Source organism: Actinoplanes regularis, from assembly GCF_900188005.1.
Lineage (GTDB): Bacteria > Actinomycetota > Actinomycetes > Mycobacteriales > Micromonosporaceae > Actinoplanes > Actinoplanes regularis.
The window spans coordinates 289668-315897 of sequence record NZ_FZNR01000008.1 but is presented as its reverse complement, the minus strand read 5'-3'; the positions used below and the strand labels follow the sequence as shown (position 1 = coordinate 315897).

30 protein-coding genes are annotated in these 26230 nt (G+C 71.0%); 10 read left to right on the top strand and 20 right to left on the bottom strand.

Going from position 1 to position 26230, the window contains the following annotated elements:
- From CHC09_RS22890 to CHC09_RS22875, 4 genes are all read right to left on the bottom strand, one after another.
- Positions 1-1176 (bottom strand): glycosyltransferase family 87 protein, encoded by a 1176-nt coding sequence (locus tag CHC09_RS22890; protein ID WP_239138395.1) that lies wholly within the window; start codon positions 1174-1176, stop codon positions 1-3.
- A 331-nt stretch (positions 1177-1507) separates the two neighbouring features.
- Positions 1508-2086 carry a DoxX family membrane protein gene (locus CHC09_RS22885; protein ID WP_089295213.1) on the bottom strand — a complete coding sequence of 193 codons (579 nt, stop codon included), beginning with the start codon at positions 2084-2086 and terminating at the stop codon, positions 1508-1510.
- Positions 2087-2114: 28 nt separating this feature from the next.
- Positions 2115-3320, bottom strand: a complete 1206-nt coding sequence (locus CHC09_RS22880; protein ID WP_089295212.1) for an ATP-binding protein — start codon at positions 3318-3320, stop codon at positions 2115-2117.
- A 107-nt stretch (positions 3321-3427) separates the two neighbouring features.
- Positions 3428-4030: an LppU/SCO3897 family protein gene (locus CHC09_RS22875; protein WP_089295211.1), complete on the bottom strand. Its 603-nt coding sequence runs from the start codon at positions 4028-4030 to the stop codon at positions 3428-3430.
- 128 nt (positions 4031-4158) lie between these two features.
- Between CHC09_RS22875 and CHC09_RS22870 the strand changes: the two genes are divergently transcribed.
- Positions 4159-4620 (top strand): prepilin peptidase, encoded by a 462-nt coding sequence (locus CHC09_RS22870; protein ID WP_239138396.1) that lies wholly within the window; start codon positions 4159-4161, stop codon positions 4618-4620.
- Here CHC09_RS22870 and CHC09_RS22865 read toward each other — a convergent pair.
- The 5 genes from CHC09_RS22865 to CHC09_RS22845 all read right to left on the bottom strand — a co-directional run bounded on the left by CHC09_RS22865 (position 4607) and on the right by CHC09_RS22845 (position 11497).
- Positions 4607-7732, bottom strand: a complete 3126-nt coding sequence (locus CHC09_RS22865; RefSeq protein WP_089295209.1) for a UvrD-helicase domain-containing protein — start codon at positions 7730-7732, stop codon at positions 4607-4609. The genes CHC09_RS22870 and CHC09_RS22865 overlap by 14 nt on opposite strands.
- A 64-nt stretch (positions 7733-7796) precedes the next feature.
- Positions 7797-9089, bottom strand: coding sequence for a metallophosphoesterase (locus tag CHC09_RS22860; protein WP_239138423.1), 1293 nt, complete (start codon positions 9087-9089; stop codon positions 7797-7799).
- 148 nt (positions 9090-9237) lie between these two features.
- Positions 9238-9480, bottom strand: a complete 243-nt coding sequence (locus CHC09_RS22855; RefSeq protein ID WP_089295208.1) for a MoaD/ThiS family protein — start codon at positions 9478-9480, stop codon at positions 9238-9240.
- 3 nt (positions 9481-9483) lie between these two features.
- Positions 9484-10491, bottom strand: a complete 1008-nt coding sequence (moaA, locus tag CHC09_RS22850) for a GTP 3',8-cyclase MoaA (RefSeq protein WP_373871932.1) — start codon at positions 10489-10491, stop codon at positions 9484-9486.
- A gap of 127 nt (positions 10492-10618) precedes the next feature.
- Complete coding sequence (locus CHC09_RS22845) at positions 10619-11497, bottom strand: fructosamine kinase family protein (RefSeq protein WP_089295207.1); 879 nt, start codon at positions 11495-11497, stop codon at positions 10619-10621.
- 56 nt (positions 11498-11553) lie between these two features.
- On the opposite strand from CHC09_RS22845, the gene CHC09_RS22840 reads away from it, so the two are divergent.
- Complete coding sequence (locus CHC09_RS22840) at positions 11554-12057, top strand: GNAT family N-acetyltransferase (protein WP_089295206.1); 504 nt, start codon at positions 11554-11556, stop codon at positions 12055-12057.
- Between the two features lie 81 nt (positions 12058-12138).
- Positions 12139-13140 carry a DUF4192 domain-containing protein gene (locus CHC09_RS22835; RefSeq protein WP_089295205.1) on the top strand — a complete coding sequence of 334 codons (1002 nt, stop codon included), beginning with the start codon at positions 12139-12141 and terminating at the stop codon, positions 13138-13140.
- Between the two features lie 5 nt (positions 13141-13145).
- On the opposite strand, the gene fdhD is transcribed toward CHC09_RS22835, so the two are convergent.
- On the bottom strand, positions 13146-13976 hold the full coding sequence (gene fdhD / locus CHC09_RS22830; RefSeq protein ID WP_089295204.1) for a formate dehydrogenase accessory sulfurtransferase FdhD: 831 nt from the start codon (positions 13974-13976) through the stop codon (positions 13146-13148).
- A gap of 96 nt (positions 13977-14072) precedes the next feature.
- Between fdhD and mobA the strand changes: the two genes are divergently transcribed.
- The 3 genes from mobA to CHC09_RS22815 all read left to right on the top strand — a co-directional run bounded on the left by mobA (position 14073) and on the right by CHC09_RS22815 (position 16060).
- Positions 14073-14672 carry a molybdenum cofactor guanylyltransferase gene (gene mobA, locus CHC09_RS22825; RefSeq protein ID WP_239138397.1) on the top strand — a complete coding sequence of 200 codons (600 nt, stop codon included), beginning with the start codon at positions 14073-14075 and terminating at the stop codon, positions 14670-14672.
- Positions 14669-14926 (top strand): DUF6457 domain-containing protein, encoded by a 258-nt coding sequence (locus CHC09_RS22820; RefSeq protein ID WP_089295268.1) that lies wholly within the window; start codon positions 14669-14671, stop codon positions 14924-14926. The genes mobA and CHC09_RS22820 overlap by 4 nt, the downstream gene beginning before the upstream one ends.
- 63 nt (positions 14927-14989) lie before the next feature.
- On the top strand, positions 14990-16060 hold the full coding sequence (locus tag CHC09_RS22815) for a T3SS (YopN, CesT) and YbjN peptide-binding chaperone 1 (protein WP_089295202.1): 1071 nt from the start codon (positions 14990-14992) through the stop codon (positions 16058-16060).
- Here CHC09_RS22815 and CHC09_RS22810 read toward each other — a convergent pair.
- Entirely contained in the window at positions 16057-16509 is a 453-nt protein-coding gene (locus CHC09_RS22810) for an Lrp/AsnC family transcriptional regulator (RefSeq protein WP_089295201.1), read from the bottom strand. The genes CHC09_RS22815 and CHC09_RS22810 overlap by 4 nt on opposite strands.
- Positions 16510-16577: 68 nt before the next feature.
- Here CHC09_RS22810 and ddaH point away from each other — a divergent pair, with 68 nt between their 5' ends.
- Positions 16578-17408 (top strand): dimethylargininase, encoded by an 831-nt coding sequence (ddaH, locus tag CHC09_RS22805; RefSeq protein ID WP_373871924.1) that lies wholly within the window; start codon positions 16578-16580, stop codon positions 17406-17408.
- 42 nt (positions 17409-17450) lie between these two features.
- Positions 17451-17990, top strand: coding sequence for a bacterial proteasome activator family protein (locus tag CHC09_RS22800; protein ID WP_089295199.1), 540 nt, complete (start codon positions 17451-17453; stop codon positions 17988-17990).
- Positions 17991-18113: 123 nt separating this feature from the next.
- Here CHC09_RS22800 and CHC09_RS22795 read toward each other — a convergent pair whose 3' ends face one another.
- From CHC09_RS22795 to CHC09_RS22780, 4 genes are all read right to left on the bottom strand, one after another.
- Positions 18114-18941 carry a Cof-type HAD-IIB family hydrolase gene (locus tag CHC09_RS22795; protein ID WP_089295198.1) on the bottom strand — a complete coding sequence of 276 codons (828 nt, stop codon included), beginning with the start codon at positions 18939-18941 and terminating at the stop codon, positions 18114-18116.
- The gene (locus CHC09_RS22790; protein WP_089295197.1) at positions 18941-19753 is read right to left on the bottom strand and encodes an HAD family hydrolase; all 813 of its coding nucleotides are present in this window, start codon (positions 19751-19753) and stop codon (positions 18941-18943) included. The genes CHC09_RS22795 and CHC09_RS22790 overlap by 1 nt, the downstream gene beginning before the upstream one ends.
- Positions 19754-19860: 107 nt before the next feature.
- On the bottom strand, positions 19861-21120 hold the full coding sequence (gene serS, locus CHC09_RS22785) for a serine--tRNA ligase (RefSeq protein ID WP_089295196.1): 1260 nt from the start codon (positions 21118-21120) through the stop codon (positions 19861-19863).
- Between the two features lie 52 nt (positions 21121-21172).
- Positions 21173-21871, bottom strand: coding sequence for a hypothetical protein (locus tag CHC09_RS22780; protein ID WP_089295195.1), 699 nt, complete (start codon positions 21869-21871; stop codon positions 21173-21175).
- A 66-nt stretch (positions 21872-21937) separates the two neighbouring features.
- Between CHC09_RS22780 and CHC09_RS22775 the strand changes: the two genes are divergently transcribed.
- Both CHC09_RS22775 and CHC09_RS22770 read left to right on the top strand, forming a co-directional pair.
- Positions 21938-22366, top strand: coding sequence for an OsmC family protein (locus CHC09_RS22775; RefSeq protein ID WP_089295194.1), 429 nt, complete (start codon positions 21938-21940; stop codon positions 22364-22366).
- A 66-nt stretch (positions 22367-22432) separates the two neighbouring features.
- The gene (locus CHC09_RS22770) at positions 22433-22777 is read left to right on the top strand and encodes a metallopeptidase family protein (protein WP_179277233.1); all 345 of its coding nucleotides are present in this window, start codon (positions 22433-22435) and stop codon (positions 22775-22777) included.
- Positions 22778-22787: 10 nt separating this feature from the next.
- On the opposite strand, the gene pheA is transcribed toward CHC09_RS22770, so the two are convergent.
- The 5 genes from pheA to CHC09_RS22745 form a co-directional block, all read right to left on the bottom strand.
- Complete coding sequence (pheA, locus tag CHC09_RS22765) at positions 22788-23735, bottom strand: prephenate dehydratase (protein ID WP_089295193.1); 948 nt, start codon at positions 23733-23735, stop codon at positions 22788-22790.
- A gap of 31 nt (positions 23736-23766) precedes the next feature.
- On the bottom strand, positions 23767-24357 hold the full coding sequence (locus CHC09_RS22760; RefSeq protein WP_089295192.1) for a hypothetical protein: 591 nt from the start codon (positions 24355-24357) through the stop codon (positions 23767-23769).
- Positions 24358-24397: 40 nt separating this feature from the next.
- Positions 24398-24784, bottom strand: a complete 387-nt coding sequence (locus CHC09_RS22755) for an ACT domain-containing protein (protein ID WP_089295191.1) — start codon at positions 24782-24784, stop codon at positions 24398-24400.
- A gap of 83 nt (positions 24785-24867) precedes the next feature.
- Complete coding sequence (locus CHC09_RS22750) at positions 24868-25329, bottom strand: PAS domain-containing protein (RefSeq protein ID WP_089295190.1); 462 nt, start codon at positions 25327-25329, stop codon at positions 24868-24870.
- A gap of 82 nt (positions 25330-25411) precedes the next feature.
- On the bottom strand, positions 25412-26149 hold the full coding sequence (locus tag CHC09_RS22745) for a hypothetical protein (RefSeq protein WP_089295189.1): 738 nt from the start codon (positions 26147-26149) through the stop codon (positions 25412-25414).
- Positions 26150-26230 lie beyond the last annotated feature (81 nt).

Genomic DNA, 26230 nt, shown 5'->3' with positions numbered 1-26230 from the left:
TCAGCGACCGGAGCCGCGGGGCACCGGGATGGCGGCGGTCCGCGGGCGAGGACGGAGCTCCTCGACCGTCTGCGGCGCGGGACGCCAGGGGAGCACGCTGACCAGCAGGATCAGGGCGAAGGCATACCCGTCCCAGGCGAGTAGGGCGGTCGGGGCGGCGGCCAGCAGGACGTACCCGAGAAGGGCTGTGCCTCCGGTGAGCTTCTCGGTGAACCGGTCCGAACGGGAACGGCGGGCGTGAGCCCGGCGGCGCAGCGCGCCGTCGGCGAGCACCAGCAAGGCCGGGACCAGCCAGATCGCCTCGGCCGGTGTGGTCATCGGGCCGAAGGCCGCGGCGGCGAGGCCGATCAGGGTGAACGCCGCGACCTCGTCGCCGGCGGCGTTCGCGGATCGGGCCCGGATCAGTCCGACCGCCAGCAGCAGGACCCCGAACGAGAGCCAGACCAGTACGGGCGGTGCCGGGAAGCCGTAGAGCCGGGCCAGGACACCCGCGAGCGCCTGATTGCCGGCGGTGCTGAGCGATTCGCTCCGGTTCGGTTCCCAGAGCGTGTCGCCGAACCAGGTCAGCGTCTCGCGTGGGGCGAACACCAGCCCGGCGAGCGTCGCGGTGACGGCGGTGGTCAGGGCGGTCCGGGCGGCCCGGCGCTGGCGTAGCACGAAGAGCCCGGCCAGGAAGAACACCGGCGTCACCGCGAAGGCGACGGCGAGGCCGGTGCCGATGCCGGCCCAGGAGCCGTCCGACCAGATCTGGCGTAGCCGGTCCCGGAGCGGGGCGGGTTGATCGGTGTGCCACCAGATGGCCCGGCGGGCCCGGCGCAGCGCTACCAGGTCGGCCACGACCAGGCCGAACAGCAGCAGGTCGGGGTCGCCCTCGCCGAGCGTGGCCCGGACCGGTTCGGTGAGCAGGGCGAGCGTGGCGACGGTGAGGACCAGCGGGGTACGGCGGCGACCGTATCGCCGGGCGATCGGGCCGGCCAGCACCACCGTGGAGAGCAGCAGGGCCGCGACGCCGGCGAGGGCGAGCAGCCAGCCGGCCGCTTTCAGCGGCAGCAGGACGAGGGGCGTGAGGAGGATGGCGAGGGCGGGAGGCAGGGCGGCGCCGGTCTGCGTCACCGGTTCCCGGTACGAATACAGCTCCGCCCCGCCGAGCCAGTCGCGCACGGCCGCTTGGGTCACGGCGAGGGTGCTCAAGCCGTACCGCGAAAGGGCGATGGAGATCAGCGCAAGGGTGCCCAGAGCGCCGAGCGCGACCAACGTGGACCTGGTTTGCGCAGCGCGAAGCGCGCGTCTGTGAATGACCGGCATGGCGCGACCCCCGTCTCGTCCTCCGGGCACGGCACGGCCTGCCGTCAGCACGGGTGCTGTGGCAGGTCTGTTGCCGGCGGAAGCGAGCTTAGAGAGCGCAGACCGTCCGTGCGGCCCCTCGTCCGCTTTAACGCAAAGGCCGCTGTAAGGTTGTTATCGGGACAATTAGTGCATTACGGCTGCGCACAGTGCGTGCGTCGACTCATCCCGGCAGCCTTCGGGCGGCACTCGCGGAGAGCGCGGCGATCTTCGCCTCCCGCTTCGCGGTGCGCACGGCACGCCGCACCTCCCGCTGCGACCGGCCGACCGCGTGGCTCAGCGACCGCTGGCCCCGGTCCACCGCGTGCGTGGTGCGGTAGCGCAGCCCCGGCTGGCCCTCGGTGTCGACCGCGGCCAGCAGGAGGCCGCCGAGCAGGCCGAGGTTCTTCAGGAAGTGGATCTGCTCGCTCGCGCGCTCCTCCTTGGCCATGGTCCAGAACGGGTGGCCGGCGAGCGTGGTCGGGACCAGTCCGGCGGCCAGCACCGCGGCGGCCGGGCGGGTGAGATGTCCGGTCGCGAGGGCCAGCCCGGCGATCAGATCGCTCCCGGCCTTCAGCCGGACCAGGGTCGCCGGATCGGTGGGCAGGCGCGGGTCGGCCTTCTCCAGGAGCGGGGCGAAGCGGTCGGTGACCCGGCGGGCGGCCTGGATACGGCTCTCACCGGGATTGATCAGCACGCGGATCCCACTGATCACGAAGATCGAGGCGAGCATGGCTCGGGCAGCGGTGCGGACGGGCTTCATGAATTTCGTTATACCCCGCCCCGGGCAATCACACCGGCTGCGTTCGCAGGTACCTGCCGAAGTGCGGAACGGTGAACGCGACCGTGCCGCGCTCGCCGGAGTAGATGAGTCCCTTCTTGATCAGGGCGTCCCGGGCCGGCGAGAGGCTGGCCGGCTTGCGCCCCAGCGACGTGGCGATGTCCGAGGTCGGCACGGCGGCGTCCATGTCGTTGCCGGGATCGCTGGAGAGCGCCGCCATCGCTCGCATGTACTCCCGTTCGGCCGGGGTGGCCCGCTCGAACCGGGAGCCGAAGAAGCCGACCGCCAGCTCGCTCTCCGCCTCCGGCGCGGCCACCGCCACGTCGTCCACGGTGATCGGTGACTGCGGCGCGTGATCCCAGGTCGCCTTCCCGTACGCCTGCACGAAGTACGGATATCCCCCCGACTTCTCGTAGAGCAGGTCGAGCGCCTCCTGGTCGTAGTCCACGCCCTCCCGCTCGGCCGGCACCCCGAGCGCCAGATCGGCCGCGTCCCGGTCGAGACGGTCGATCCGCTGGTAGCGGAAGAGCCGCTCGGAGTACGACTTGGCGGCGGAGAGCACCGCGGGCAGGTGCGGCAGTCCCGCGCCGACCACGATCAACGGCGCGCCGAGCTGGGACAGCTCATGGCAGGCGGCGCAGAGCGCGGACACGTCGGTGCTGCTCAGATCCTGCATCTCGTCGATGAACAGGGCGATCCCGGTGCCGACGTCGGTCGCCAGCGAGGCGGCGTCGGTGAAGAGCTCGACCAGGTCGATCTCGATGTCGCCGGAGTCGGCGCGGCCACGGGCGGGTGGCACGTCGATGCCCGGGGTCCAGCGGTCCCGCAGCCGCGCGTTGGCGTCGTTGGCCCGCAGCGCGAACGCCTTGAGCACGCCGAGCACCTCGTCCACCCGCTCCGGGTCGCGGTGGTGCGGGGCCAGCTCCCGGATCGCCATGTGCAGTGCGCCGGAGACCGGGCGGCGCAGCGACTGGTCCGGCCTGGCCTCGATCTTGCCGGTGCCCCAGAGGCGGCCGATCGCCGCCGAGCGCAGGGTGTTGAGGAGCACCGTCTTACCGACGCCGCGCAGGCCGGTGAGGACCAGGCTGCGTTCCGGGCGGCCACGGGCGACGCGTTCCAGGACTACGTCGAAGGCGTCCAGTTCGCGGCTGCGCCCGGCCAGCTCGGGTGGGCGTTGGCCGGCGCCGGGAGCATACGGGTTCCGTACCGGATCCATGACGTAGCACCGTATCGGGCCATCTAGGACGAACGCTAGAGTCGGCTCGATATGTCGCTCTAAAGCTGTCTAGCATTATGGCTAGATTTGGCTAGAGCGCTCCATAGTCACTCGGACTGGTACTCCCGAAGGCAGAGCACGTAGTCCACGTCGTCATATTCGGTGTCGTAGTAGTACCACTTGGTATAACCCGGCACCTTGCCGCATTTCGCCACGGCGTCCCGCTCGCCCGTAGCGCGGCCGTCGAACCGCCTCAGCACCTCGAAGGTGTTCGCCGCGCACGCCACGATGCGCAGATCCGGCTGGGTGTTCGTGCCCTCGTTCCGGACGCACTGCCCCTTGGCGGCGAACCGCGCGTCGGAACTGGTCTGCGGGCGTGGCACGTTCCCCGCGGTGGAGGCGGAGGCGGACGGCGTCTCCGCCCCGTTCTTGCGGGCGAGCAGGAACCAGACCGTGGTCGCCAAGCCACCGCCGACCACCACGCTGAGCACCGCGATCAGGGCGGCGATCGTGAACCCGCGCCGGCTCGATGCCTTCGGCGGTGGTGTCGGTGTCGGCTGGAACCTCTCCGGCCAGGACGAGACCTGCGGGATTTCCTCCCAGGCCGGGCCGCTCCGGCTCTCCCCCCACGGATCGGAGGGCTCCGCGTACGGCTCCTCGGGCCGCCCGCCGGACCAGGGCTGGCCGGAGTACGGGCCGGTGTGCGACATCGGTGGGATCCTCCTCGGCTTGAATGCCGCATGTCACGGTAGCGTGCGCCGCTCCCACCGGCCCGCCTCGTCCCGCTGTCCACAACCCGACCTGCGGGTGCTCGCCGCGGCCGTTACCTTTCCGGGTCGTGTCGTCACTACTCATGGCCCTGGCGGGCGTGTTCGGGGGCACGGCGGCCGTCCTGCTCGCGCTGGTCGATCTGCGCGAACTGCGGCTGCCGGACCCGCTGGTCGCGGCGTTGGCGTTCGGCGCCGGGATCCCGCTGGCCCTGCTCGCGCCGCAGCGGATCGGCTCGGCGGTGCTCGCGGCCGTACTGGTCGGGGCCGGTTATCTGCTGATCGCGTTGCTTCCCGGGCGCGGACTCGGGCTCGGCGACGTCAAGCTCGGCGCTGTGCTGGCCCTGCTGCTCGGGCTCGCGGGCGGGTGGCCGGCGGTGGCCGCCGGGTTCGTCGCGGCGCACGTGATCGGCGCCGGGGTGGCCGTCTTCCTCCTGGCCACCCGGCGCCGCAGGGTCTTCCCGTTCGGCCCGGCGCTGCTGCTGGGCGCCCTGGCCGGTCTCGCCGGGGCAGCCCTCGTCACAGCAGCCTGAGCTGCCGGTCCTTCGGCCTGGCCGGCGTGGTTTCGCCCAGCCGCTCGAACAACCCGGAGTCGATCACGTCCAGGAACGGCGTCGGCTGCTGCTCCCGCTCGCTGCCGTGCCGCGACCGCTTCCCCGCATGGCTCACGTAGAGCCGGTCCTGCGCCCGGGTCAGCCCGACGAAGAAGAGCCGCCGCTCCTCGGCGACCTCCTCCTCGGACGGTGTCGAACCGGGCCAGCGCAGCGGCAACAGCCCGTCCTCACAGCCGACCAGGAACACGACCGGGAACTCCAGACCCTTGGCCGCGTGCAGGGTCAGCAGGTTCACCGCCTCGGCGCGCGGGTCCAGCGCGTCCACCTCGGCGCCCGTCTCCAACTGCTGCAGGAACTGCGGCAGGTCGTCCCCGACCCGCTGGGCCAGCGGGGTGAGCAGGTCGGCCGCCGTCCAGATGTCCTCCGGCGCGAGCTGGCCACCGTCCAGAGTCGGCGCCGCGTACCGCTGGGCCAGGGACTGCGCGGCCAGCCGGACCCGGGCGGCGAGCGTCGCACCCTGGCCGTCGGCGTGCCGCAGCTCGCGGGCGATCACCTCGACACCGGGACGGTCCCGCAGCCGATTGTGCGAGCGCTTCTGCACCGGCACACCGGCCCGCGACAGGGCTTCGAGAATCGGGCCGGACTGCGCGTCGGTGCGGTAGAGCACCGCGATGTCGGAGAACGACAGCGAACCGGCGGTGGCGGAGCGGGAGTCCACCCGGCCCGAGTCGAGCGACCGGTGCGAGAGGCCGCCGACCAGCTCGTCGATCGTGCGGACCACGAAATCGGCCTCGTCCGCGACGCTGCGTGCCGGGTAGCGGCCGACCAGCGAGGCCTCCGGGTCCAGCCGCGCCGGGTCCAGCCGGCGACCGCTGACCAGCGACGACGGCGCGATGGCCTGCACCGCGGCGGCCAGGATCGGCGCCGACGAGCGGTAGTTGCGGGTCAGCCGGACCAGGCGGGCGTCCACGAAGTCCTGGTTGAAGCGGAGGAAGTAGCGCACGTCGGCGCCACGGAACGAATAGATGGCCTGGTCCGGGTCGCCGATCGCGCACAGGTTGCCGTCCGCCGGGGAGAGCAGGCGCAGCAACTCGTACTGGAGCTCGTCGACGTCCTGGTACTCGTCGACGAAGATCCACTGCCAGCGCCTGCGGTACTTCTCGACGAGCGCCGGATCCTCCCGCAGCAGCGTGACCGGCACGCTGATCAGGTCGTCCAGGTCGATCAGATCCTGCTGGCGCAGCAGCTTCCGGTAGGCCGCGTCGTCGTCGCCGGCCTCGTCCCGGGCCTGCTTGCGCTCCGCCTCCTCGGCGATCCGCCAGCCGACGCTGAGCCCGGCCGCCTTGGCGTTCTCCTTCACGATGGTCAGGCCCAGCGAGTGGAACGTGCCCACGGTGACGTCCTCGGCCACGTCGCCGAGCAGGCTCTCCAACCGTTCGCGCAGCTCGGCCGCGGCCCGCCGGGTGAACGTGATCGCCAGACAACGTTCCGGGAAGACGCCCAACTCGGCGCAGAGGTACGCGATCCGGTGGGTGAGCGTCCGGGTCTTGCCGGTGCCCGGGCCCGCCACGATCAGCAGCGGTCCGCCCGGCGCGGACGCGGCCACTCGTTGCATGGCGTCCAGCCGGTCCAGCAAACCGGTGCCGACCTCCTCCATGCCGGCCAGCATCGGCTCGAACGGCTCGTGCGGGCTGGGCGGCGGAGCCAGCGGCGGGGGAGCCGGTTTCTCCTTGAGCACCTTCGCCTTGGGCTTCGGCTTCTCCTGAAGGAGCGGGGCCTTCGGCTTCTCCACCGGCAGTACGTCGAAGAGCGTCTCCACCTGCGGAGCGCTCGCACGATTGCGCAGCTCGCCCGGCTCGAAGAGGGTGATCACGCCGTACTCGCCGTCGTAGCCCGGGACCCGCCGCACGTCGCCGCGCCGCAGCCGGGTGATGGCCTCGCGCAGCTCGTCGCCGCCCGCCTTGCCGATCTCCTCGACCGGCACCTTCCGCAGGATGTCGAGCTCCGCGCCGAGCGTCGCGACCAGGTGGTTGAGTTGCGCCCCGACCGTCTTGGACTTGGGGCCGACGCCGTGGATCTCGCCGAGGATCTCGTGCAGCTGGATCAGGTGTTCGACGTGGGTGTCCTTGGCGAAGCCCTCCGGGCGGTCGGCGAGGTCCTCGACCCGGCTCAGCACGCCGACGGTCAGCGGACGACTGCACTCGGGGCAGCGACCGCCGGCCTCACGGGTGCGTTCCGGTTCCCAGTTGACGCCGCAGGCGCGGTGCCCGTCGGCGTGGTACTTGCCCTCTTCCGGGAAGAACTCGAGGGTGCCGGCCAGGCCGACGCCGTCCCGGACCGCGAAGTAGTCCGGAACGCCGGTGAACAGGGTGGCCTCGCGGGCCAGGGCGCCCGGCGAGTGCGCGTCCGAGTTCGAGACCAGGCGATAGCGGTCGAGGCTGGAGACCCGCCAGTTCATCGCCGGGTCGGAGGAGAGGCCGGTCTCCACCGCGGTGATGTGGTCGGCGAGGTCGGCGTAGCAGTCGGCGATCGCGTCGAAGCCGGACTTCGAGCCGAGCGCGGAGAACCACGGCGTCCAGATGTGCGCCGGGATCAGGTAGCCACCGGCTTCCAGGGTGATCTCCAGCAGGTCGCGGGAGTCCAGCCCGAGGATCGGGCGACCGTCCGCGGTCAGGTTGCCGATCCGGCCCAGCGCAGTGTTGATCTTTCCGGCCGTCTCGAAGTCGGGCGCGTAGAGCAGGTGGTGCACCTTTCGGGTGCGGTCGTCCCGCTTGTAGATCGTGGAGATCTCCACGCTCAGCATGAACCGGGCCGGGGTGGTGCCCTTCAGCGATCCGGGCAGCCGCTTGGTGACCGGATCCTCGTCGTTCAGCCGGTAGAGGCCGGGCTCGGCCGGATCCAGGCTCTCCTTGAGGTGCTCGAACCACGCCGGATGGGTGAAGTCACCGGTGCCCAGCAGCGCGATGCCCTTGCGCCGGGCCCACCAGGCCAGGTTGGGCAGGGTCAGATCTCGGCTGCAAGCTCGTGAATATCGCGAGTGGATGTGCAGGTCGGCGACGTATGTCTCCGGGCTGACCTCCACGTCTCGCATCCTGTCACGGCCGTCGGTACCGCCACGAATCGCCACGCTCAACACACTTACCGATCTTGATGAGTTACGCCACGCGGAGTTCGATCACTGTGACCTGCGGCGGCGCCCCCACGCGGACCGGTGGCCCCCAGAAGCCCGCGCCATTGGTCACGTAAACCGGCACGCCGTCCACCCGTCCGAGGCCGGAGACTACCGGTTGCTGCAACTTCACGAGGAGGTTGAACGGCGCCATCTGGCCGCCGTGGGTGTGCCCGGAGACCTGCAGATCCACGCCGTAAGGCGCGGCGTCCCTGGCGGCCAGCGGTTGATGCGCCATCAGTACGACCGGCCGGCTGGTGTCCCGGTCACCGAGAGCCCTACGGAAATCGGCTGGATCGCCGAACTGCTCCCCGCCCAGGTCGTTGACCCCGGCCAGATCCAGTCCGTCGATCTCCACCCGCTCGTTGCGCAGCGGGCGCATGCCGAGTTCGGCGACCTCGTCGATCCATGGCTGGAAGCCGGAGTAGTACTCATGGTTCCCGGTCACGAAGTAGGCGCCTCTCCGTGACTCGATCCCGCGCAGCGGCTCGGCGAGCCGCCCCAACTCCGCGACAGTGCCGTCGACAAGGTCACCGACAACACACACCAGGTCCGCGTCCACCGAGTTGATCACGCGGGTGATGCGCTCGGTGTGCCCGATGCCGGTCAGCGGGCCGAGGTGGATGTCGGAGACCACGGCGAGCCGGGTGCCGTCCATGGCCCGTGGCAGCTTCGCGATCGGGATCCGCACACGGTCGATTCTCGGCGCGCTGGTCGCGGTCCGGATGCCGTAACCGGTGACGCTCGCCGCGGTGAGCCCGGCGAAGATCGCCGCCCCACGTGCGAGCAGCAACCGTCGATCGATCCCGCCATCCTCGGTGGCCGCCCCACTTTCACCAGCGGTGCCGGCGGTGACGGTCTCCGGCGTGCTGTCGTCCGCGGCCTCACTCACTCCGCTGCCGCCGGCCGTGGCCGCGACCGACGCGAGCACCGGCTCACTGTCGGCGGTGTCAGGCGCTGTTTCGACGGCTTTCCCGGTGCGCCTCCGGTCGACCCAGAGCAGCCGCAGCGCCAGCCGCGGAATCTCCAGCGCGATCAGGCTGACCAGCAGGTAGAACATCAGCGCGATCCACAGGTACCCGGGCCATGCGAGCCACTTGAGGTACCCGCTGCGCACCCCGAACAGCGTCGCCGGCGCCAGCAGACCGAGCACGACCGCGATCCCCGCGCTGACCCGCCGTGCCCGCCCGGGGCGCAGCGTGTCCAACACCAGCCGCTTCCACAGGTAGGCATAGGTCAAGCCGATGACCAGCAGGATCACCGCCACGAACGCCAACACCACCTGCGACTCCTCCCCGAGTGCGGCCCGTCCGACAAGTCTCCCTGATCCCCTGGAGCCCTCTCACAAGGCCACCCGGCCGTCTCCTGTTCGGCCATCCCGGATCCACGGCTGATCCTGCCGCAGGGGTATGACAAAAATCGGTGACTCAGCCCCCGGCGAAGGGCGGCAGGATGTCGACGGTCGCATCCGTCGGAAGGGCTGCCCGCCGGTCGTGGCAGGTGAGCCCGTCGACCAGGAAGCTGGCCACCTTCAGGACCAGGCTGAGCTGCTCACCGTGCCGGTCGGTCAGGATCTGGACGAGCTCCGCCAGCGACCCGGCGGAGATCTCTTCGGTCGAGACACCCCCCGCCGCGGCGCGGGCCCCGGCGAAGTAACGGATGGTCAGCAACGGTCAGCCTCCGATAGCGGACATGGGCCGGGCAGGCTGCAGGAAAGCCGGATCGTCGATGCCGTGACCAGCGCGCTTGCCCCACATGGCGACTCGCCAGCCCTCAGCGATCTCAACGTCCGGTGCACCATCCCGCAGGAGCTTGCGCAGGTCGCTCTCCTCGGTGGCGAACAGACAGTTCCGCACCTGGCCGTCGGCGGTCAGCCTGGTCCGGTCACAGTCCCCGCAGAACGGGCGGGTCACGCTGGCGATGACGCCGACCCGAGCCGGCTCCCCGGCCGCGTCGGTATAGCCGGGGACCAGCCAGGTCTCGGCCGGAGCCGTTCCACGTGAAACAACGTCAGGTCGTAGATCGAAGGGTGCCAGCGCCGTCAGGATCTCCTCGGCGGTGACCATGGTGTGCCGGTCCCACTGGTGCTGGGCGTCGAGCGGCATCTGCTCGATGAACCGCAGTTGGTATCCGTGCTCCAGGGCGAACCGCAGCAGCGCCGGGGCCTCGTCATCGTTGACCCCGCGCATCAGGACCGTATTGATCTTGACGGGAGTCAGCCCGGCCTCCGCCGCGGCGCGCAGGCCGTGCAGCACATCGGCATGCCGATCGCGCCGGGTCAGCGCCTCGAATCGGCCGGGATCGAGAGTGTCGAGCGAGACGTTGACCCGATCGAGCCCGGCCTCCCGGAGGGACGGGGCGAGCCGGTCCAACCCGATGCCGTTGGTGGTGACCGAGAGCTTGGGCCGCGGACTCAACCGGGCCGCCTCAGCGACGATGCCGACCAGACCCCGCCGGATCAGTGGCTCCCCGCCGGTGAACCGGACCTCGGTGACGCCGAGACGCTCGACCGCGATCCGGACCAGCCGGATCACCTCGTCGTCGGTGAGCTGGTCGGGCTGGGGCATCCAGGCCAGACCCTCCGCGGGCATGCAGTAGGTGCACCGCAGATTGCAGCGATCGGTGAGGGAGACCCGCAGGTCGGTCGCGACGCGGCCGAAGCGATCGGCGAGCGTGATCAAGGCCGCCACCCGGCCCGCTCGGTTGCTCTCCACATCTCGCTCACGGCATCGAATCTAGCCGCTCGGCGGGCGAGTTGCCGTAAGCGATATCGCCCTGTGGACAACGACGCGGGAGGAGGCGTGCCGGTCAGCTCCGCAGCACGGCGTCGGCGGCCGCGCGCACGGCACCGCGGAAACCCGACCCGAAGGCCGCGGTGTGCACGAGGAGAAGGTGCAACTGGTGCAGCGGTACCCGGCTCTCCCATCCCGGTGCCGGTGGCCACTCCGCGCGGTAGGCCCCGAGGATCACGTCCAGGTGAGGGACGCCGCCGAACAGTGACAACGTCGCCAGGTCGGTCTCCCGGTGACCGCCGTGCGCCGCGGGGTCGACCAGCCAACCACGCCCGTCCGCACCCCACAGCAGATTCCCCGGCCACAGGTCCCCGTGGATCCGTGCGGGCGGCTCCTCCACCCCGTACCGGCCGATGTTCTTGACGACCTGCTCGACCACCGCGACGTCGGCGCCGGAGAGCGCACCGCGATCCGCTGAGATCCGCAGGTAGGGAAGCAGTCGGCGGTCGGCGAACCAGGTGCTCCACGACCCGTCGGACGGCGTGTTGTCGAGCGGCAGGGGCCCGATCCACCCCGGCCAGGGCGCCCCGAAGTGCTCCGCGCCGCTGCGGTGCAGCGCGGCGAGGCCGCGCCCGAAAGCCTCCGCGGCCTGACGGCCGGCGTCGCCCGGTTCGACCCACTCCATCGCGATCAGGTCCGGAAGGGCGACGAAGATCTCCGGTACGGCCACCGCCCCCGCCTCCCGCAGCCACCGCGACCCGGCGACCTCCGCCGCGAACAGTCCCTCCGGCGCCTCCCCGCCCGGCCACGACTTCGCGAACAACGACGTCCCGTCGTCGAGCGTCAGCCGGGACGCGGAGCTCACCCCACGATGTACCGGGGTCTCCCGGATCCGCTGGTGAGTGAGAAATGTCGGTAGGTGCTGGGGGTGCGCGCGCAGGTACGCCAGGTCCACGTAGTCATCTTCCGCTTCTGGTGACGGACGTCCCAATTCAGAGGCAAAATGTCGGCATGGCCCCTGTCGCAGTGCGTTCGTACCGGCCGAGTGACCACTCCGCGGGTCGGCGGCTGTGGGCTGAGCTGACCCGCCAGCAGCACGAGATGTACGACGAGCCCGTCGATGACGGCGGCGCGGGCTTCGAGGAGTACCTGACCCGGCTGGATCTGAGTGGTCTGTGGGTCGCCGACCACGCCGACGACGGGGTGATCGGCATGGTGGGGCTGATCATGCGGGCCCGGGCCGGCGAGGTGGAGCCGGTCGTCGTCACGGTCACCCACCGGCACAAGGGCGTCGGCCGCAAGCTGCTGCAGCACGTCGCGGGCGAGGCCAAGAAGCGGAACATGATCTCGCTGACCATCTCGCCGTCGTCGCGGAACGTGGAGGCGATCCGCAGCCTGCACGCGGCCGGCTACGACGTGGTCTCCTCGATCGAGCTGACCATGGACCTGGATCGGCACGCCCACGCCTGGCAGCAGGAGGGGTTGGAGCTGCAGGGTCTGCCCTTCCGCAGCTAGCGCCGGCCGCTGTGGACGAGTCGTCCACAGCACCCGGGATCGGTACTCGGCGGGGGCGCCGAGCGGGCCAAGCTGCCCCGCATGTCAGCCGATTGCACCCTCGTCATCCGCAACCCCGCCGAGCTCGTCGCGGTCGTCCCGTTCGTGATGGGCTACCACCCGAACGACTGCGTGGCCATGATCGGGCTCGCCGGCGCCCGGGTGGAGTTCGCCGCCTGCCACGACCTGCCCCCGCCGGACTGGACCGAGGCGGACGCCGACGAGGCGGCCGGCGCGGTCGCCGACGCGGTCGCCCGCCAGGAGTCGAGGCTGGTGGCCGTCATCGGCTACGGGTCGTCGGCCCGGGTCACCCCGGCGGTGCTGCGCAGCGCTCAGGCCGTGCGGACCCGTGGTCTGGAGGTGCTCGACGCCATCCGGGTCAGTGACGGCCGATGGTGGTCGTACTTCTGCTCCGACAAGAGCTGCTGTCCCGCGGCGGGCACACCCTGCCTGCCCGGGGACAGCGTGATCGCCGCCGAGGCGACGTTCCGCGGCCAGGTGGCGCTGCCCAGCCGCAGGGAGCTGACCGCGCAGGTGGCCGCCGTGAGCGGCGCGCGGCGTGCCGAGATGACCCGGGCCACCGAGCGGGCGCGGCGCCGCTTCACCGATCTGCTCGCCGGTGACCTGACCGCGGAACAGTACGGGCGGCTGGTCCGGCAGAACGGGAAGGCCGCGGTGCGGGCGGCGGAGAAGTGCTACCGGTCCGGCGGCGCGCTCAGCCCGGACGAGATCGCCTGGCTCGGGGTGCTGCTGGTGGACCGGTCCGTGGAGGACTACGCCCTGGACCGGGCCGTCGGCGGGAACGAGTGGCGGATCCGGCTCTGGACCGATGTGCTGCGGCAGGTCGAGCCGGCGTATGTGGCGCCGCCGGCCTGCCTGCTCGGCCTGACCGCCTGGCGGGTCGGGAAGGGCGCGCTGGCCCGGGTCGCCGTTGATCGGGCCCTGGCCGAGGAGCCGCGGCACCGGCTGGCCGGGATGCTGCACAGCGTGCTGGGGTTCGGGCTGCCGCCGCACCTGATGCCGGCCGCCCGGCGGCGCCGATGAAGACGTCAGACTGTGACGCGATCCACTCCGGTGTAGACATTCATGGTCGCCCCCCGGAGGAAGCCGACCAGGGTCAGCCCGGCCTCCTCGGCGAGGTCGGCCGCGAGCGTGCTCGGTGCGGAGACCGCGGCCAGCATCGGGAGGCCGGCCATCCACGCCTTCTGGACGAGTTCGAAACTGGCCCGCCCGGAGACCATCAGCACCTGCCCGGCCAGCGGCAACCGGCCCTCCCGAAGCGCCCAGCCGAGCACCTTGTCCACCGCGTTGTGCCGGCCCACGTCCTCCCGCAGCACCAGCAACTCCCCGGCCGCGGTGAACAGCCCGGCCGCGTGCAGGCCCCCGGTCCGGTCGAAGGTGCGTTGCGCGGCTCGCAGCCGGCCGGGCAGTTCGGCCAGGGTGGTCGCCGGCACGCGCAGCGGGTCGCCGGCCACGTCGAACCGCGACCGGGTCCGCACCGCGTCGATGCTGGCCTTCCCGCAGACCCCGCACGAGCTGGTGGTGTAGAAGTTGCGGCTCAGGTCGGTGACCACCGGCGGCACGTGATCACCGAGCACGATGTCGACCACGTTGTAGGTGTTCGGCGTGTCCGTCCCGGCGCACAGCTGGGCCGTGCTCACATCCCCTGCCTCGGCGATCAGGCCCTCGCTGAGCAGGAAACCCATCGCCAGGTCGATGTCGTGTCCCGGGGTGCGCATGGTGACCGCGAGCGGCTGCTTGCGCACCCGGATCTCCAGCGGCTCCTCGGCGGCGAGCTCGTCGGGCCGCCGACTGCTGCTGCCTGCCGGCCCGTTGAGATCGATGCGGACCACCGGCCGGCGCGTCGTGCTCCTCCCCATGGCCGGAGCTTACGGCGCGTCACGGCGAAACCTCGCGGCCGAAGCCGGGGACCTGGCAACAACACGCCCGACATCCGGTCGGGATACGGTACTCACGTGGGGGGATTTGCGGCAGTGGTCCTGGCCGGTGGTGCGGCGCGGCGGATGGGCGGTGCGGACAAGCCGACTCTGGCGGTCGCCGGCCAGCCGATGCTGACCCGGGTCCTCGCCGCGGTGCACGGCGCCGATCCGCGCGTGGTGGTCGGCCGGGTGCCCGCCGACCTGCCGGTTCCGGTGCATGTGACGCGCGAGGAGCCACCCGGCGGCGGTCCGGTCGCGGCCGCCGCGGCCGGGCTCGCGCTGGTGCCCGAGACCATCGCGTACACCGCGCTGCTCGCCGCCGACCTCCCGTTCCTGACCGGTGAGGCGATCGACGTGCTCCGTCTGACCTTGGAGTCGGCGGCGATGGAGGGCGCGGTCTACCGGGACACCGATGGGCGGCTGCAGATCCTCTGCGGGGTGTGGAAGACGGCGGCGCTGCGCGCCGCCATCGACCGGCTCGCCACCAAGCGGGGTGGCCTGCACGGTGCGCCGGTCCGTGACCTGATCGCCGAGCTTCGAGTCGCCGAGGTGTCCTGGCGCCGGCCCGGGCCGCCGCCCTGGTTCGACTGCGACACCGATGACGATCTGCGGGCTGCGGAGGAGTGGGCGAGATGAGCGACCTGGACAGGTGGGTCGCCGCGGCCGGTGCGGAGCTGGGCGTGTCCCCGCAGGACGTGCCCGTCGAGGCGATCCTGGACGTGGCCCGGGAGGTCGCGCACAACGTGGTGCGGCCCGGAGCGCCGGTCACGGCGTACCTCATGGGGCTGGCCGCCGCGCGCGGCGCGGACCCCGCCGACCTCGCCGAGCGGATCACCACCCTGGCCCTGTCCTGGGCAGATCAGGGCCGGGACGAGGCCACCGGGAACTGAACCCGAGACGGGCGTTTACAGCACGGCGACGCTCGATAGGGTGACGGGGACGGAGGTGCGATCATGACGGCAGAGAGCCCGGCGGGCGACACGCCCGAGAGCGTGTTGCTCGACGAACCGACCACGGCCGACCTGCGGGCCAAGGTCACCGAGGCCTGGCGCGAGTTCGCGGGCGCCCTGGCCGACCTGCTCTCCGGCCTGCCGTCCGGCGCCCAGGTCGACGTCACCCTGGACCCGACGGCGTCCGGCACCGGCACCGCCGTCTACTCGGTCAGCATGCGGGTCCTGTCGGCCGGTGTGGTCGAGGCGCTCGCGGTGGGCAATGCGGCGCTGCCGCCGGAGTTCCGGATGAACCGGGCCGCCGTCGCCGACATGGTCGCGCTCGGCTGGTCGCCGCCGGGTGTGCTGGCCGGCTCCGGGGACGCCTTCGGTCTGCGATCCGAGCAGGCCAGATCGACCGCCCTGGCCGCCGTCGTCTCCCGCACCCTGCGTGACGTCTACGGTGCCCCGCACCCCGCCTTCCTGGTCTACCTGGTGCACGACGAGGAGGACGAGCCGATCGACGCCGGTCCGCTCGGCACCGCGCGGCCCGAGCCCGGACTGGAGATCGGGACCGGTCGCGTCGAGCTGAGCGAGGATCAGCTCATGGCCGAGGTGGTGGTCGACGAGGTGCCGCTCGACGAGCGGGTCCGCACGGTGGTCGCCACCATGTCCAAGACCACCGTCGACCAGTTGCAGGTCGACGCGGACGGTGACATCGGCATCCGGGCCGGCTCCGCGATGGTCTTCGTCCGGGTCCGGGACAACCCGCCGCTGGTCGACGTCTTCTCACCGATCCTCACCGAGGTCGAGCCGACCGAGCAGCTCTACGTGAAGCTGTCCGAGCTCACCAACCGCATGCCGATCGGCCGGCTGTACTGCGCTCAGGACACCGTGTGGGCGTCGATCCCGGTCTTCGGCCGGAACTTCCAGGCGGTCCACCTGATGCTGGCGGTGCAGGTGATGACCGGCCTCGCCGACGAGCTCGACGACCGGTTGCACGGCGAGTTCGGCGGCAAGCGCTTCTTCGGCGAGGGCGACAAGCCGACCCCGCCGCGGAGCGAGGGCGAGCACCGGACCGGGATGTACCTCTAGATCGGCATCGCGGTCGGCGTCTCCACCAGCCGGGACAGCACGACCATGCTGCGCGTCGAGGTCACGAACGGCTCGGCGCGCAGCCGTTCCAGCGCCTGCTCCAGGTGACCGATGTCGGCCGCACGCAGGTGCACCAGGGCGTCCGCCTGGCCGGAGACCGTGTAGGCCCCGACCACTTCGGGATGCCGGCGGGTCGCCACGGTGATCTGTGCCGGCGTGGTCCGCCCGGTGCAGAACAGCTCGACGAACGCCTCGGTGGTCCATCCGACCGCGGTCGGTTCGATGACCGCGGTGAATCCTTTGATCACCCCGGCCGTGCGCAAGCGATCCACCCGGCGTTTCACCGCCGGGGCGGACAGCGAGACCTTCGCGCCGACTTCCGCGTACGAGGCGCGGGCGTCCGCGACGAGCAACGCAATGATTCGCTGGTCGACGGCGTCCATCTGCAACGATTCGCCTCCGAGGAGCAAGATTTCGAGCTGTTTGCCGCACCGCAGCCTACCTACGCTAAATGTTCATGAGCCACCTGGAGCGATTGCCGCGAAAGCGGACATACTTAATGTGCCCCCCGGAGCATTTCACGGTCGAGTACGCGATCAACCCGTGGATGGACACGACCGTCGCGGTGGACGCCGGTCTGGCTCTGAAGCAGTGGGAGTCGCTTCGTACCACCCTGATCGATCTCGGTCACGTGGTGCACGTCCTGGACGCCCGCCCGGGCCTGCCGGACATGGTCTACTCGGCGAACGGCGCGTTCTCGGTGGACGGCACCGTCTACGGCGCCCGGTTCCGCTACCCGCAGCGCGCTGACGAGGCGGCCGCCCACCGGACGTTCTACGACGCCGCGGACGCCTGGAAGTTCGTCGCTCCCGAGCACGTCAACGAGGGTGAGGGCGACTTCGCGTACCTCCCCGCGGCGTACGGCGGCATCGTCCTGGCCGGCTACGGCTTCCGCACCGAACCGGCCGCCCACGCCGAGGCGCAGGAGGTGCTGGGCCGCCCGGTGATCTCACTCCGGCTGGTCGACCCGTCCTTCTACCACCTGGACACGGCGCTGGCCGCGCTCGACGACCGGCACGTCACGTACTACCCGGAGGCTTTCTCGCCGGCCTCCCAGCAGGTGCTCGCCCAACTCTTCCCGGACGCCGTCCTCGCCGACCGGGCCGACGCCGAGGCGTTCGGCCTGAACCTGGTCAGCGATGGCCGCCACGTGATCCTGAACACTGACGCGGTCGACATGGGGCACAAGGTCCGCGCGGCCGGTTATCAGCCCGTTCACGTGGATCTCTCCGAGCTGAAGCGTGGCGGCGGCAGCGTCAAGTGTGCCGTGGCGGAACTTCGGCCCTGACCTCGCGGGCGCCCTTGGATCCGGTGCGCGAAGATGGGGCGCATGACCGAGGACACCCGCACTACTGAGCACAAGGAAGACGGCTCCGTCATCGTCGTAGGCCCCGACGGCCGCCCGATGGGCACCATCGAGGAGGACGGCACGATGAGCCCGGAGGAGCCGGGCAACCTCATCGAGCAGCCTGCGAAGGTCATGCGCATCGGCAGCATGATCAAGCAGCTGCTCGAGGAGGTGCGGGCCGCTCCGCTCGACGAGGCCAGCCGCGGCCGGCTGCGGGAGATCCACCAGCGTTCGATCAAGGAGCTGGAGGACGGTCTGGCCCCCGAGCTGCGCGAGGAGCTGGAGCGTCTGTCCCTGCCGTTCGAGGGCGACACCCCACCCAGCGAGGGTGAGCTGCGCATCGCCCAGGCCCAGCTGGTCGGCTGGCTGGAAGGGCTCTTCCACGGAATCCAGGCCGCGCTGGTCGCTCAGCAGATGGCCGCCCGCCTCCAGCTCGAGCAGATCCGCGGTGGCCAGGGCCGCCCGGCGCTCCCGATGGGCATCCCGGGCAAGACCGACAGCCCCACAGGCCAATACCTCTAAATCCCTTTCCGGTACGACCTACGCCCCCCGTCCGCAGGCCTCTCGGCCGAGTCCCGTGGCTCACTCGCGCGGAGTCCGCCTGACGCCGTGCCGCGGCCGCGCGCCTCAGGCCGCGGACCGGGGCTAGAGGTTGAAGGATTTCTCCAGGTAGAGAGCCACGCCGTCGTCATTGTTGGTGGCCGTGCACTCGTCAGCGACCGCCCGTACCGCGGGATGGGCATTGCCCATCGCGACCGAGTGGCCGGCCCAGGCCAGCATCGGGATGTCGTTGGGCATGTCGCCGAACGCCACCACCTGTTCCGCGTCGATGCCCTCCCGTTCGCAGAACCAGGCCAGCCCGGCCGCCTTCGTCACCCCGGTCGCGGAGATCTCCACCAGCGCGGACGACGACGATCGGGTCGCCTCGGCGGTGTCGCCCAGGATCTTGCTGACCAGCTCGAGGAAGTCGTCGGGATCGGCCGTCATCGAGCGGGCCAGCAATTTCACCGCCGGGACCGAGGTCAGCTCGTCGGGAGTGGCGATCACCCGGACCCGCTGGTCGACCCAGAGCCGTGGCCAGGTCGATTCGTGCAGGAAGGACCGGCCGTCCTCGACCTCCACCGCGAGCGAGACGTCCGGCACCGCGTCGCGCAGCCGGCGGACGACGTCGACCAGCACCTCACGCGAGAGCGTCTCGGTCCGCAGCACCTCGTCGGTGTGCGGGTCGTAGATCACCGCACCGTTGGCGCAGATCGCCGGCAGCGGCGCGGGCAACTGCTCGTTGAGCTGCTCGAGCCAGCGCAGCGGCCGCCCGGTGACCAGGACCACCGGCACCGGGACCGCGCCCAGCACGCTTATGGTCCGCTGGCTGAGCAGCCGCTCGCTGTTGATCAGCGTGCCGTCGATGTCCGTCGCGACCAGCCGAAAATCGTGTTTCTGCCCGGGTTCTCCGGCACGGGTGAAGTCAGCCATCACCGGGACAATAGCCGGTCCAAGAACACGGCGACCCCGTCCTCGTCATTGGTGAGCGTCACCTCGTCGGCGACCGCCAGCAGCTCCGGGTGCGCGTTCGCGACGGCGATCCGGCCCCATCCGGCCCAGTCGAACATCGGCAGATCGTTGGGCATGTCGCCGAAGACCAGCACATCCGCCGGATCGACGCCGATCGTTTCGGCGACCACCGCCAGGCCGGTGCCTTTGTCCACGTGCGCCGGGCAGATCTCCACGTAGTCGAGGCCGGCCTGGGTCACCGTGGCCATGTCCGATGGGATGATCCGCCTCGCGATCGCCAGCAGCGCGTCCACGTCGAGCTCGAGGGAGCGGGCGAACGCTTTGATCACGTCGCCTTCGAGGCATTCGGCCCGGGTGCGCGCCTCGACGGTGACCGGGTAGCGCCAGGTCGGGTCGAAGTCGCCCCAGAGCGGAGAGTCGTCGTGCTCCAACGCCTCGAACATCACCGAGAGCGGGCCGGCCACCGACTCCAGCCGGGCCAGCACGTCGGCCAGCGCCCAGCCGGACAGCCGCGCCTGGCGCAGGTAGCGGGATTCGGCCTGGTCCAGCACCCAGCCGCCCTGGGCGAGCACCAGATAGTCGGCGACCCGGATGTCGTTGCGGGTCAATGAAGTGAGGCGAGGGCCCCGGCCGGTGGCGGCGACGATCCGGATGCCGGCCGCCCGGACCCGGTCCAGGACCGAGTGCGTGTATGCGGAAACCGTGTCGTCGCTGCGGACCAGCGTGCCATCGAGGTCCGTGGCGATCAGCTTGGGGAGCCCGGGCTTGAGCATCGGTACCTCCGAGGGTGCTAAACCCCCGCGGAGGGCGGAAGGAGAACGGTACACCGGCGCGGCCACCAGCGGCCATGACAACTGGTGACCGGCCGATGTCGAGATCGTTATCGACTGGGTTCGAGCACTTCCCGGCCGCCGAGGAACGGCTGGAGCGCCTTCGGCACCCGCACCGAGCCGTCCGGCTGCTGATGGTTCTCCAGGATCGGGATCAGCCAACGGGTCGTGGCGAGCGTGCCGTTCAACGTCGCCGCGGTCTGCGGCTTGCCGTTCTCGTCCCGGTAGCGGATGTTCAGCCGACGGGCCTGGAAGGTCGTGCAGTTCGACGTCGAGGTGACCTCGCGGTACCGCCCCTGCGACGGCACCCAGGCCTCGCAGTCGAACTTCCGGACCGCGCTGGAGCCCAGGTCACCGGCGGCCACGTCGATCACCCGGTACGGGATCTCGACCTTGGCCAGCATCTCCTCCTCCATCGCGAGCAGGCGCTCGTGCTCGGCGAGCGCGTCCTCCGGCTTGCAGAAGGAGAACATCTCCACCTTGTCGAACTGGTGGACCCGCAGGATGCCGCGCACGTCCTTACCGTGCGAGCCGGCCTCCCGCCGGTAACAGCTCGACCAGCCGGCGAACCGCGACGGCCCGTTGTTCAGGTCGATGATCTCGTTCGAGTGGTAGGCCGCGAGCGCCACTTCCGAGGTGCCGACCAGGTAGAGGTCGTCGGCCTCCAGCCGGTAGACCTCGCCGGCGTGCGAGCCGAGGAAGCCGGTGCCCTCCATCGACTCGGGCCGGACCAGGGACGGCGTGATCGACGGGACAAAGCCGTGCTCGACCGCCTGCTGGATCGCCAGCTGCAGCATGCCGAGCTGGAGCAGCGCACCCACGCCGGTGAGGAAGTAGAACCGCGAGCCGGACACCTTGGCGCCCCGCTCGGTGTCGATCGCGCGCAGCGCCTCGCCGATCTCCAGGTGGTCCTTCGGCGCGGCGATCTCCGGGATCGTGCCGACCTCGCGGAGCACCACGAAGTCGTCCTCGCCGCCGGGCGGGGCGCCCGCGACCACGTTCGGCACGGCCAGGTGGGCTCGCTTCAGCGCCTGCTCGGCCTCGGTCGCCGCGGCCTCGGCCGCCTTCACCTCGGCGGCGAGCTCCTTGGTGCGGACGAGCAGGGCGGCCCGCTCGTCACCGGAGGCCTTGGCGACCTCCTTGCCGATGGACCGCTGCTCGGCCCGGACCGTCTCGAACCGCTGGGTGGCGGCCCGACGCTCCTCGTCGGCGCGCAGCAGGTCGTCCACCGGCTGGGTGGACTCACCGCGCAGCCGCTGGCTCGCGCGGATCAGTTCCGGGTCTTCACGAAGCAGGCGCAGGTCAATCACGGTTGTCGAGCCTACCGGCGGACGAGTCCGATCATCACCCGGATATCCCTCGTCATCCGGAATGGTGTGGCCGGTCGAGGTCGGCGGCCCGGGTGACGAACGGCTCGGCCGGCTCGATGCTCAGCTCCAGCGGTTCCTCGAACTCCGGTTCGACGCGCTCCAGCCGGCGCGGGCGAGGCTCCCCGTCGGACATCCGGGCCTCCCGGCCGGCGAGCCACAGCGCGATCATGCCCGCGCCGACTGCGGCCAGCGCGCACCACAGGCCGCGCCCGTAGACCACCTTCAGATGCTCGGAGTCCAACTCGATCGTGTAGAAGCGGGAGATCAGCCGGCTCTGGTCACCGAGCAGCCGCACCATGGCCAGCAGCAGCGCGAGCAGCACTCCGCCGGAGCCCAGGCCGGCCAGGTAGGCGTAGCGCCGCCCGGCCACGGGTCCGAGCAGCGTCAGCAGCACCGCGATCACCAGGAGCAGAAGACCGCCGACGTACGCCGAGGCGAGGCCCCCGAGGTCGAACAGGTCGGCCGGCAACATCTTGGTCGCGCCCACCTCGTCGGCCCCGTACACGAGGCCGTCCACCGTGGTCACCTGCCACTCGGAGACCAGTGAGGCGAATGCGGCGACACCACCCAGCCCGGCGACAAGCGGGGCGAGCCGGCGGTCGGTCCCGAGCTCACGGAGAAAGCTACGGGGCGACTCGGGCGGCTCCGGCTGGCCGAATTCGATTACCATCTCGGGCCCGGTTTCCGACATGTGATCCATCATGGGCCATGTCGCGTCGGGCTTCCACGGGCCCCCGGATCCGCTAGCGTTCTGTCCATGCCTATTCGTTCTGCTACGGCCCGTTGGGAAGGGAACCTCACCGAGGGTTCCGGCACGATCAAGACCGGTAAGGGCGGCCTCCAGGGGAGTTACTCCTTCAAGTCCCGCTTCGAGGAGGGCGAGGGGACCAACCCCGAGGAGCTGATCGCCGCCGCGCACTCCGGCTGCTTCTCGATGGCGTTCTCGAAGGGTCTCGCCGACGCGGGCTTCACGCCCACCTCGGTGGACACGGTCGCCAAGGTGCACCTGGACAAGACCGACGCCGGAGTCGGCGTCTCCCGGATCGAGCTGGAGACGGTCGGCGTCGTGCCGAACATCGACGACGCCACGTTCCAGAAGCTCGCGGAGGCCGCCAAGGAGAACTGCCCGATCTCCCGCCTGCTCAGCCCGGGCGCGACGATCAGCCTCACGGCCAGGCTGGCCTGACGTCCCGTCCGGTGCGCCGGCGTGTCCTGTGACGGGCCGCGCTGGCGCACAATGGGCGGTGTGCCGGTGGAGATGAGTCGGGAACGCTTCGAGGAACTTGTCGGTGAGGCTCTCGACGAGGTGCCGGCCGAGCTGTTGTCCCTGATGAACAATGTGGTGTTCCTGGTGGAGGATGCTTCACCGGACGGCGACGACCTGCTCGGCCTCTATGAGGGCACAGCGCTGACCAACCGTGGTTGGGACTACGCCGGCGTCCTGCCCGATCGGATCACCATCTATCGCCTGCCGACCCTGCGCGTCTGCAACACCGAGGACGACGTGGTGGAGGAGGTGGCGATCACCGTGGTCCACGAGATCGCCCACCACTTCGGCATCGACGACCATCGCCTCCACGAGCTGGGCTGGGCGTGAGGCGAGGAACCTAGAAGACCTCGCCGTCGCGGAGGCGGGAGAGCCAGGCGGCGGAGTCGGCGAAGTCGCTGTCGGAGAGGCCGGCGGGGGCCTGGACCGGCGGCTCCGGATGCAGCCGGTGGCGGGCGTAACTGCCCAGGAAGCGCACCTCCGCGCAGATTCGGCGCAGACCCTGGAGCGCCTCGCCCAGGCGGGCCTCGGCGACGTGCCCGGTGCAGTCAAGGAAGAAGAAGTACGTCCCGAGCTGCTCCCCGGTCGGCCGCGACTCGATCCGGGACAGGTTGACCCCGCGCACCGCCAGTTCGGTGAGCACCGCGAGCAGCGCCCCCACCTGGTCGTGCCGGATCGAGACGGCCAGCGAGGTGACGTCGTCGCCGGTCGGCGGCGGGGGCGGCGCGGGCCGGGTGAGCAGCGCGAAGCGGGTGACCGCCTCGGTCCGGTCGGCGACCTTCTCGGCCAGCACGGTGAGCCGGTTACGGGGCACGCCGATCGGGGCGCAGAGCGCCGCGTCGTACTCCCCGGCGGCCGCGTTGAGCGCCGCGGTGGCGTTGGAGAGCACGTCGACCACCACCGCGTCCGGCACGTTCGCCTGCAACCAGTGCCGGCACTGTGCGGAGGCCTGCGGGTGGGCCGCGATGGTCCGCAGCCCGGCGAGCGGCTTCAACACGTCTGCGGCCAGGACGAACTCGACCGGCAGCAGCACCTCCCGGGTGATCATCAGCGGCATGCCGGTGACCAACTCGTCCAGGGTGACCGGGATGGCTCCGCCGACCGAATTCTCCAGCGGGACCAGCGCGGCGTCGGCCTCGCCGGAACGGACCGCCTCGAGCGCCTCGGGCACGCTGCGGGCCGGGGTGCGCAGCCCGTGTTCGGCGGCCGGGATGGTCCGCAGGGCAGCCTCCGTGAAGGTGCCTTCCGGGCCGAGGTAGGTGAAACGGGTGGGCGGCGTTCCGGGCATCTCGTCAGTCTAAGGCTCGTCGGCGGCGCGTTCAGAAGCCACAGGCGAGCACCCGGATCCCGGCCGGGGCGCTGGACTGCACCTGCGCGTTGCAGACGTCCGACCCGGCCGCGACCACCGTCAAGGTGTTGCCCTTGCCGATGGTCACGACCATCAGCGGCTCCTGGTCGCCCGCGTCCGACCCGGCGAGCTTCACCGTGGTGAACGCCCACGTCCCCGAGCAGAACGGCCCGTCCTTCACCTGGAACGTCTTGTCCGGGATGCCGTCCTCACCCTTGATGACCGTGAGGATCTCCGCGCCCTTCGGCTGCCCGGTGCATTTCGCGGCGTGCGTCGGGGTCGGCGTCGGCGACTTGGTCAGCGGCGCCGCGGTGGGCGCGGTCGTCGTGGCCGTGGGGTACGCGTACGTCTGCGTGGGATACGCATACGTCGCCGTTGGCCAGCCGATGCCGGGTGACATCGGCGCGTAGGAGGGTGGCGGCAGGGCCATCGAGGGCACTGCGCCGGCCGCCGGCAGCGAGGCGCTCGCGGCGGGCAGGGGCTGCTCGGTCCGCGACGCGCAGGCCGCCGTCAGCAGCAGCGCGCCCACGGTCAGGGGGATGTAGCGAGTGTGCGGTGACACCGGCTCATGGTAGGAGCCCGGGCCGGACCATGCCAGATCGTCAGCCGGCTATTCGATGCCCGGCCACGGTCAGCGTGTTGACCGCCTCGGTCAGCCGCACCGTCGGCACCAGCAGATAGTCGGTGTCGTAGGTGGAGAACGTGACGATGTTGACCCGGGCGTCGGCAAGCGGCCCGACCAGCGAGGCGAGCACCCCGGTCATCGTCAGGTCGAGCCCGGCCACGCGTAGACAGCGCCACGCCGTGTCGGCCTCGGCGCCCTCGGGCACCCGGTCGGACCGGCAGATGATCGAGATCTCATCGAGGCCCCAGGTCACGGAGATGACGCTTTTGTCGTCCGGACCCGTGGTCAAGGAGGAGGGCAGGGTCGAGCCGGCCGGCAGGCGGCACACCGCGTATTCCCCTGGTAACAGGTCTAGATCGAGCATGACGGCAGACTACGTTACGGATCGGTAACACCCAATGGTTGTCGGATGCGTCGAACACCACACCGCCACGGACAAACCAGACATCAATAGTTCACCGGGGAGAGAAAGGTCAGCGATCCGGCCACTCGTTCGCCCGACAGCAGCGGTGTCGAGATCGCGTCGACCGTCAGCGGCGGCCGCTCGGCACCCGCCGCCACCCGCATCAGGCCCCGGGCCAGGCGCTCACTGCGGACCGCCAGCAGCGGCGGGATCTTGTCCGCCTCGGGGCCCTCCAGCGGGCCGGCGCCGGCCGTGAAATCGATCAGCTCGAGGGTCGCGGCCAGCCGCTTGCCGATCGCCTCGGCCGGCTTGCCCAACCCGAGCAACTCGCTGCACGACGGTGAGACGGCCAGGATCATGCCGCCGGCGTCGATGACCATGCAGGGCTCGGCGGCCGATGCCACGGTGCCCGCCCAGCGCTCGACGCTGGTGACGAATTCGGCCTCGGCCGGTGTGCGTGCCTGGGGGACGAACGCTCCCGAGAGGGAGAGCTCAACATGCGCCACCCGCTCCTCCTCGCTTTCGTCGCGCCGACCGGCGGCGCCCCGGCGAACCCGGGCGCCGCCGTCGGCGACGTTGCAAGGAACGTTACCGGCGGGTCGGCCGCTTGTCAGCGGCCGTCTGCCCGTTGCTGTACCAACGGTAGTCGCCAGTCGGACGATAGGGCGCGTTCGACCAGGTACCAGGGTTGCTGGCGACTTCGGAGAGTTTGCTCGCCGTAGCCGCGGAGATCCGAGCCCCGCCGGCGAGCAGCAGCCGGTCGAGCTCTTTGTCGGTGGCGACCAGACAGTCCTTCGGCAGGCCGTGCACGCTGATCACGCCGGAGCCGACGAACGTCAGCACGGGAGTGACCGGCACGTTCAGACCGACCGCGGCGGAGAGGGCCTTGGCGGCCCGCCGGGCGTCACGACGCGCTTCCGCGATGTACTGCGGGCGCTTGCCGTTGATCTGGACCACGTCACCGGCGATGAGGACGCGGGAGCGGCCGTGGTCGGCGACGGTCACCGCGTAGACGCCACCGGGGCCGATCGCGAGGAAGCCGGCCCGCTCGTCGGCGGGGTCGGGCTCGTAGTACGACTGGGACAGGTCGGTCCGCGGCCAGTCCACGATGTGCCAGGCGGAACCGAGTCGGTCCAGCCGGGTCAGGGCGCGGGCGCCGGCCGCCTCCATGCGGCGGGCCTCACGCTCGGCGCGACGGCGCCGGGCCCACTCGACCGGAGTGAGTCGTGGTTCCAGAGCAGGGGAGGGTGTCGCACGGCCCGCCGGTGTCAGTGCTCGGTTGGCGGACGGTACGGGCAGGGCAGGGCGGGCGGGGAAGACAGTCACTGCGACCTCCGGCAAAAGGTCTATCGGGCTGGCTCTCTATTTCCAACTACCGTACGTGCTCGAGCCTTCACGGAGAAGGGT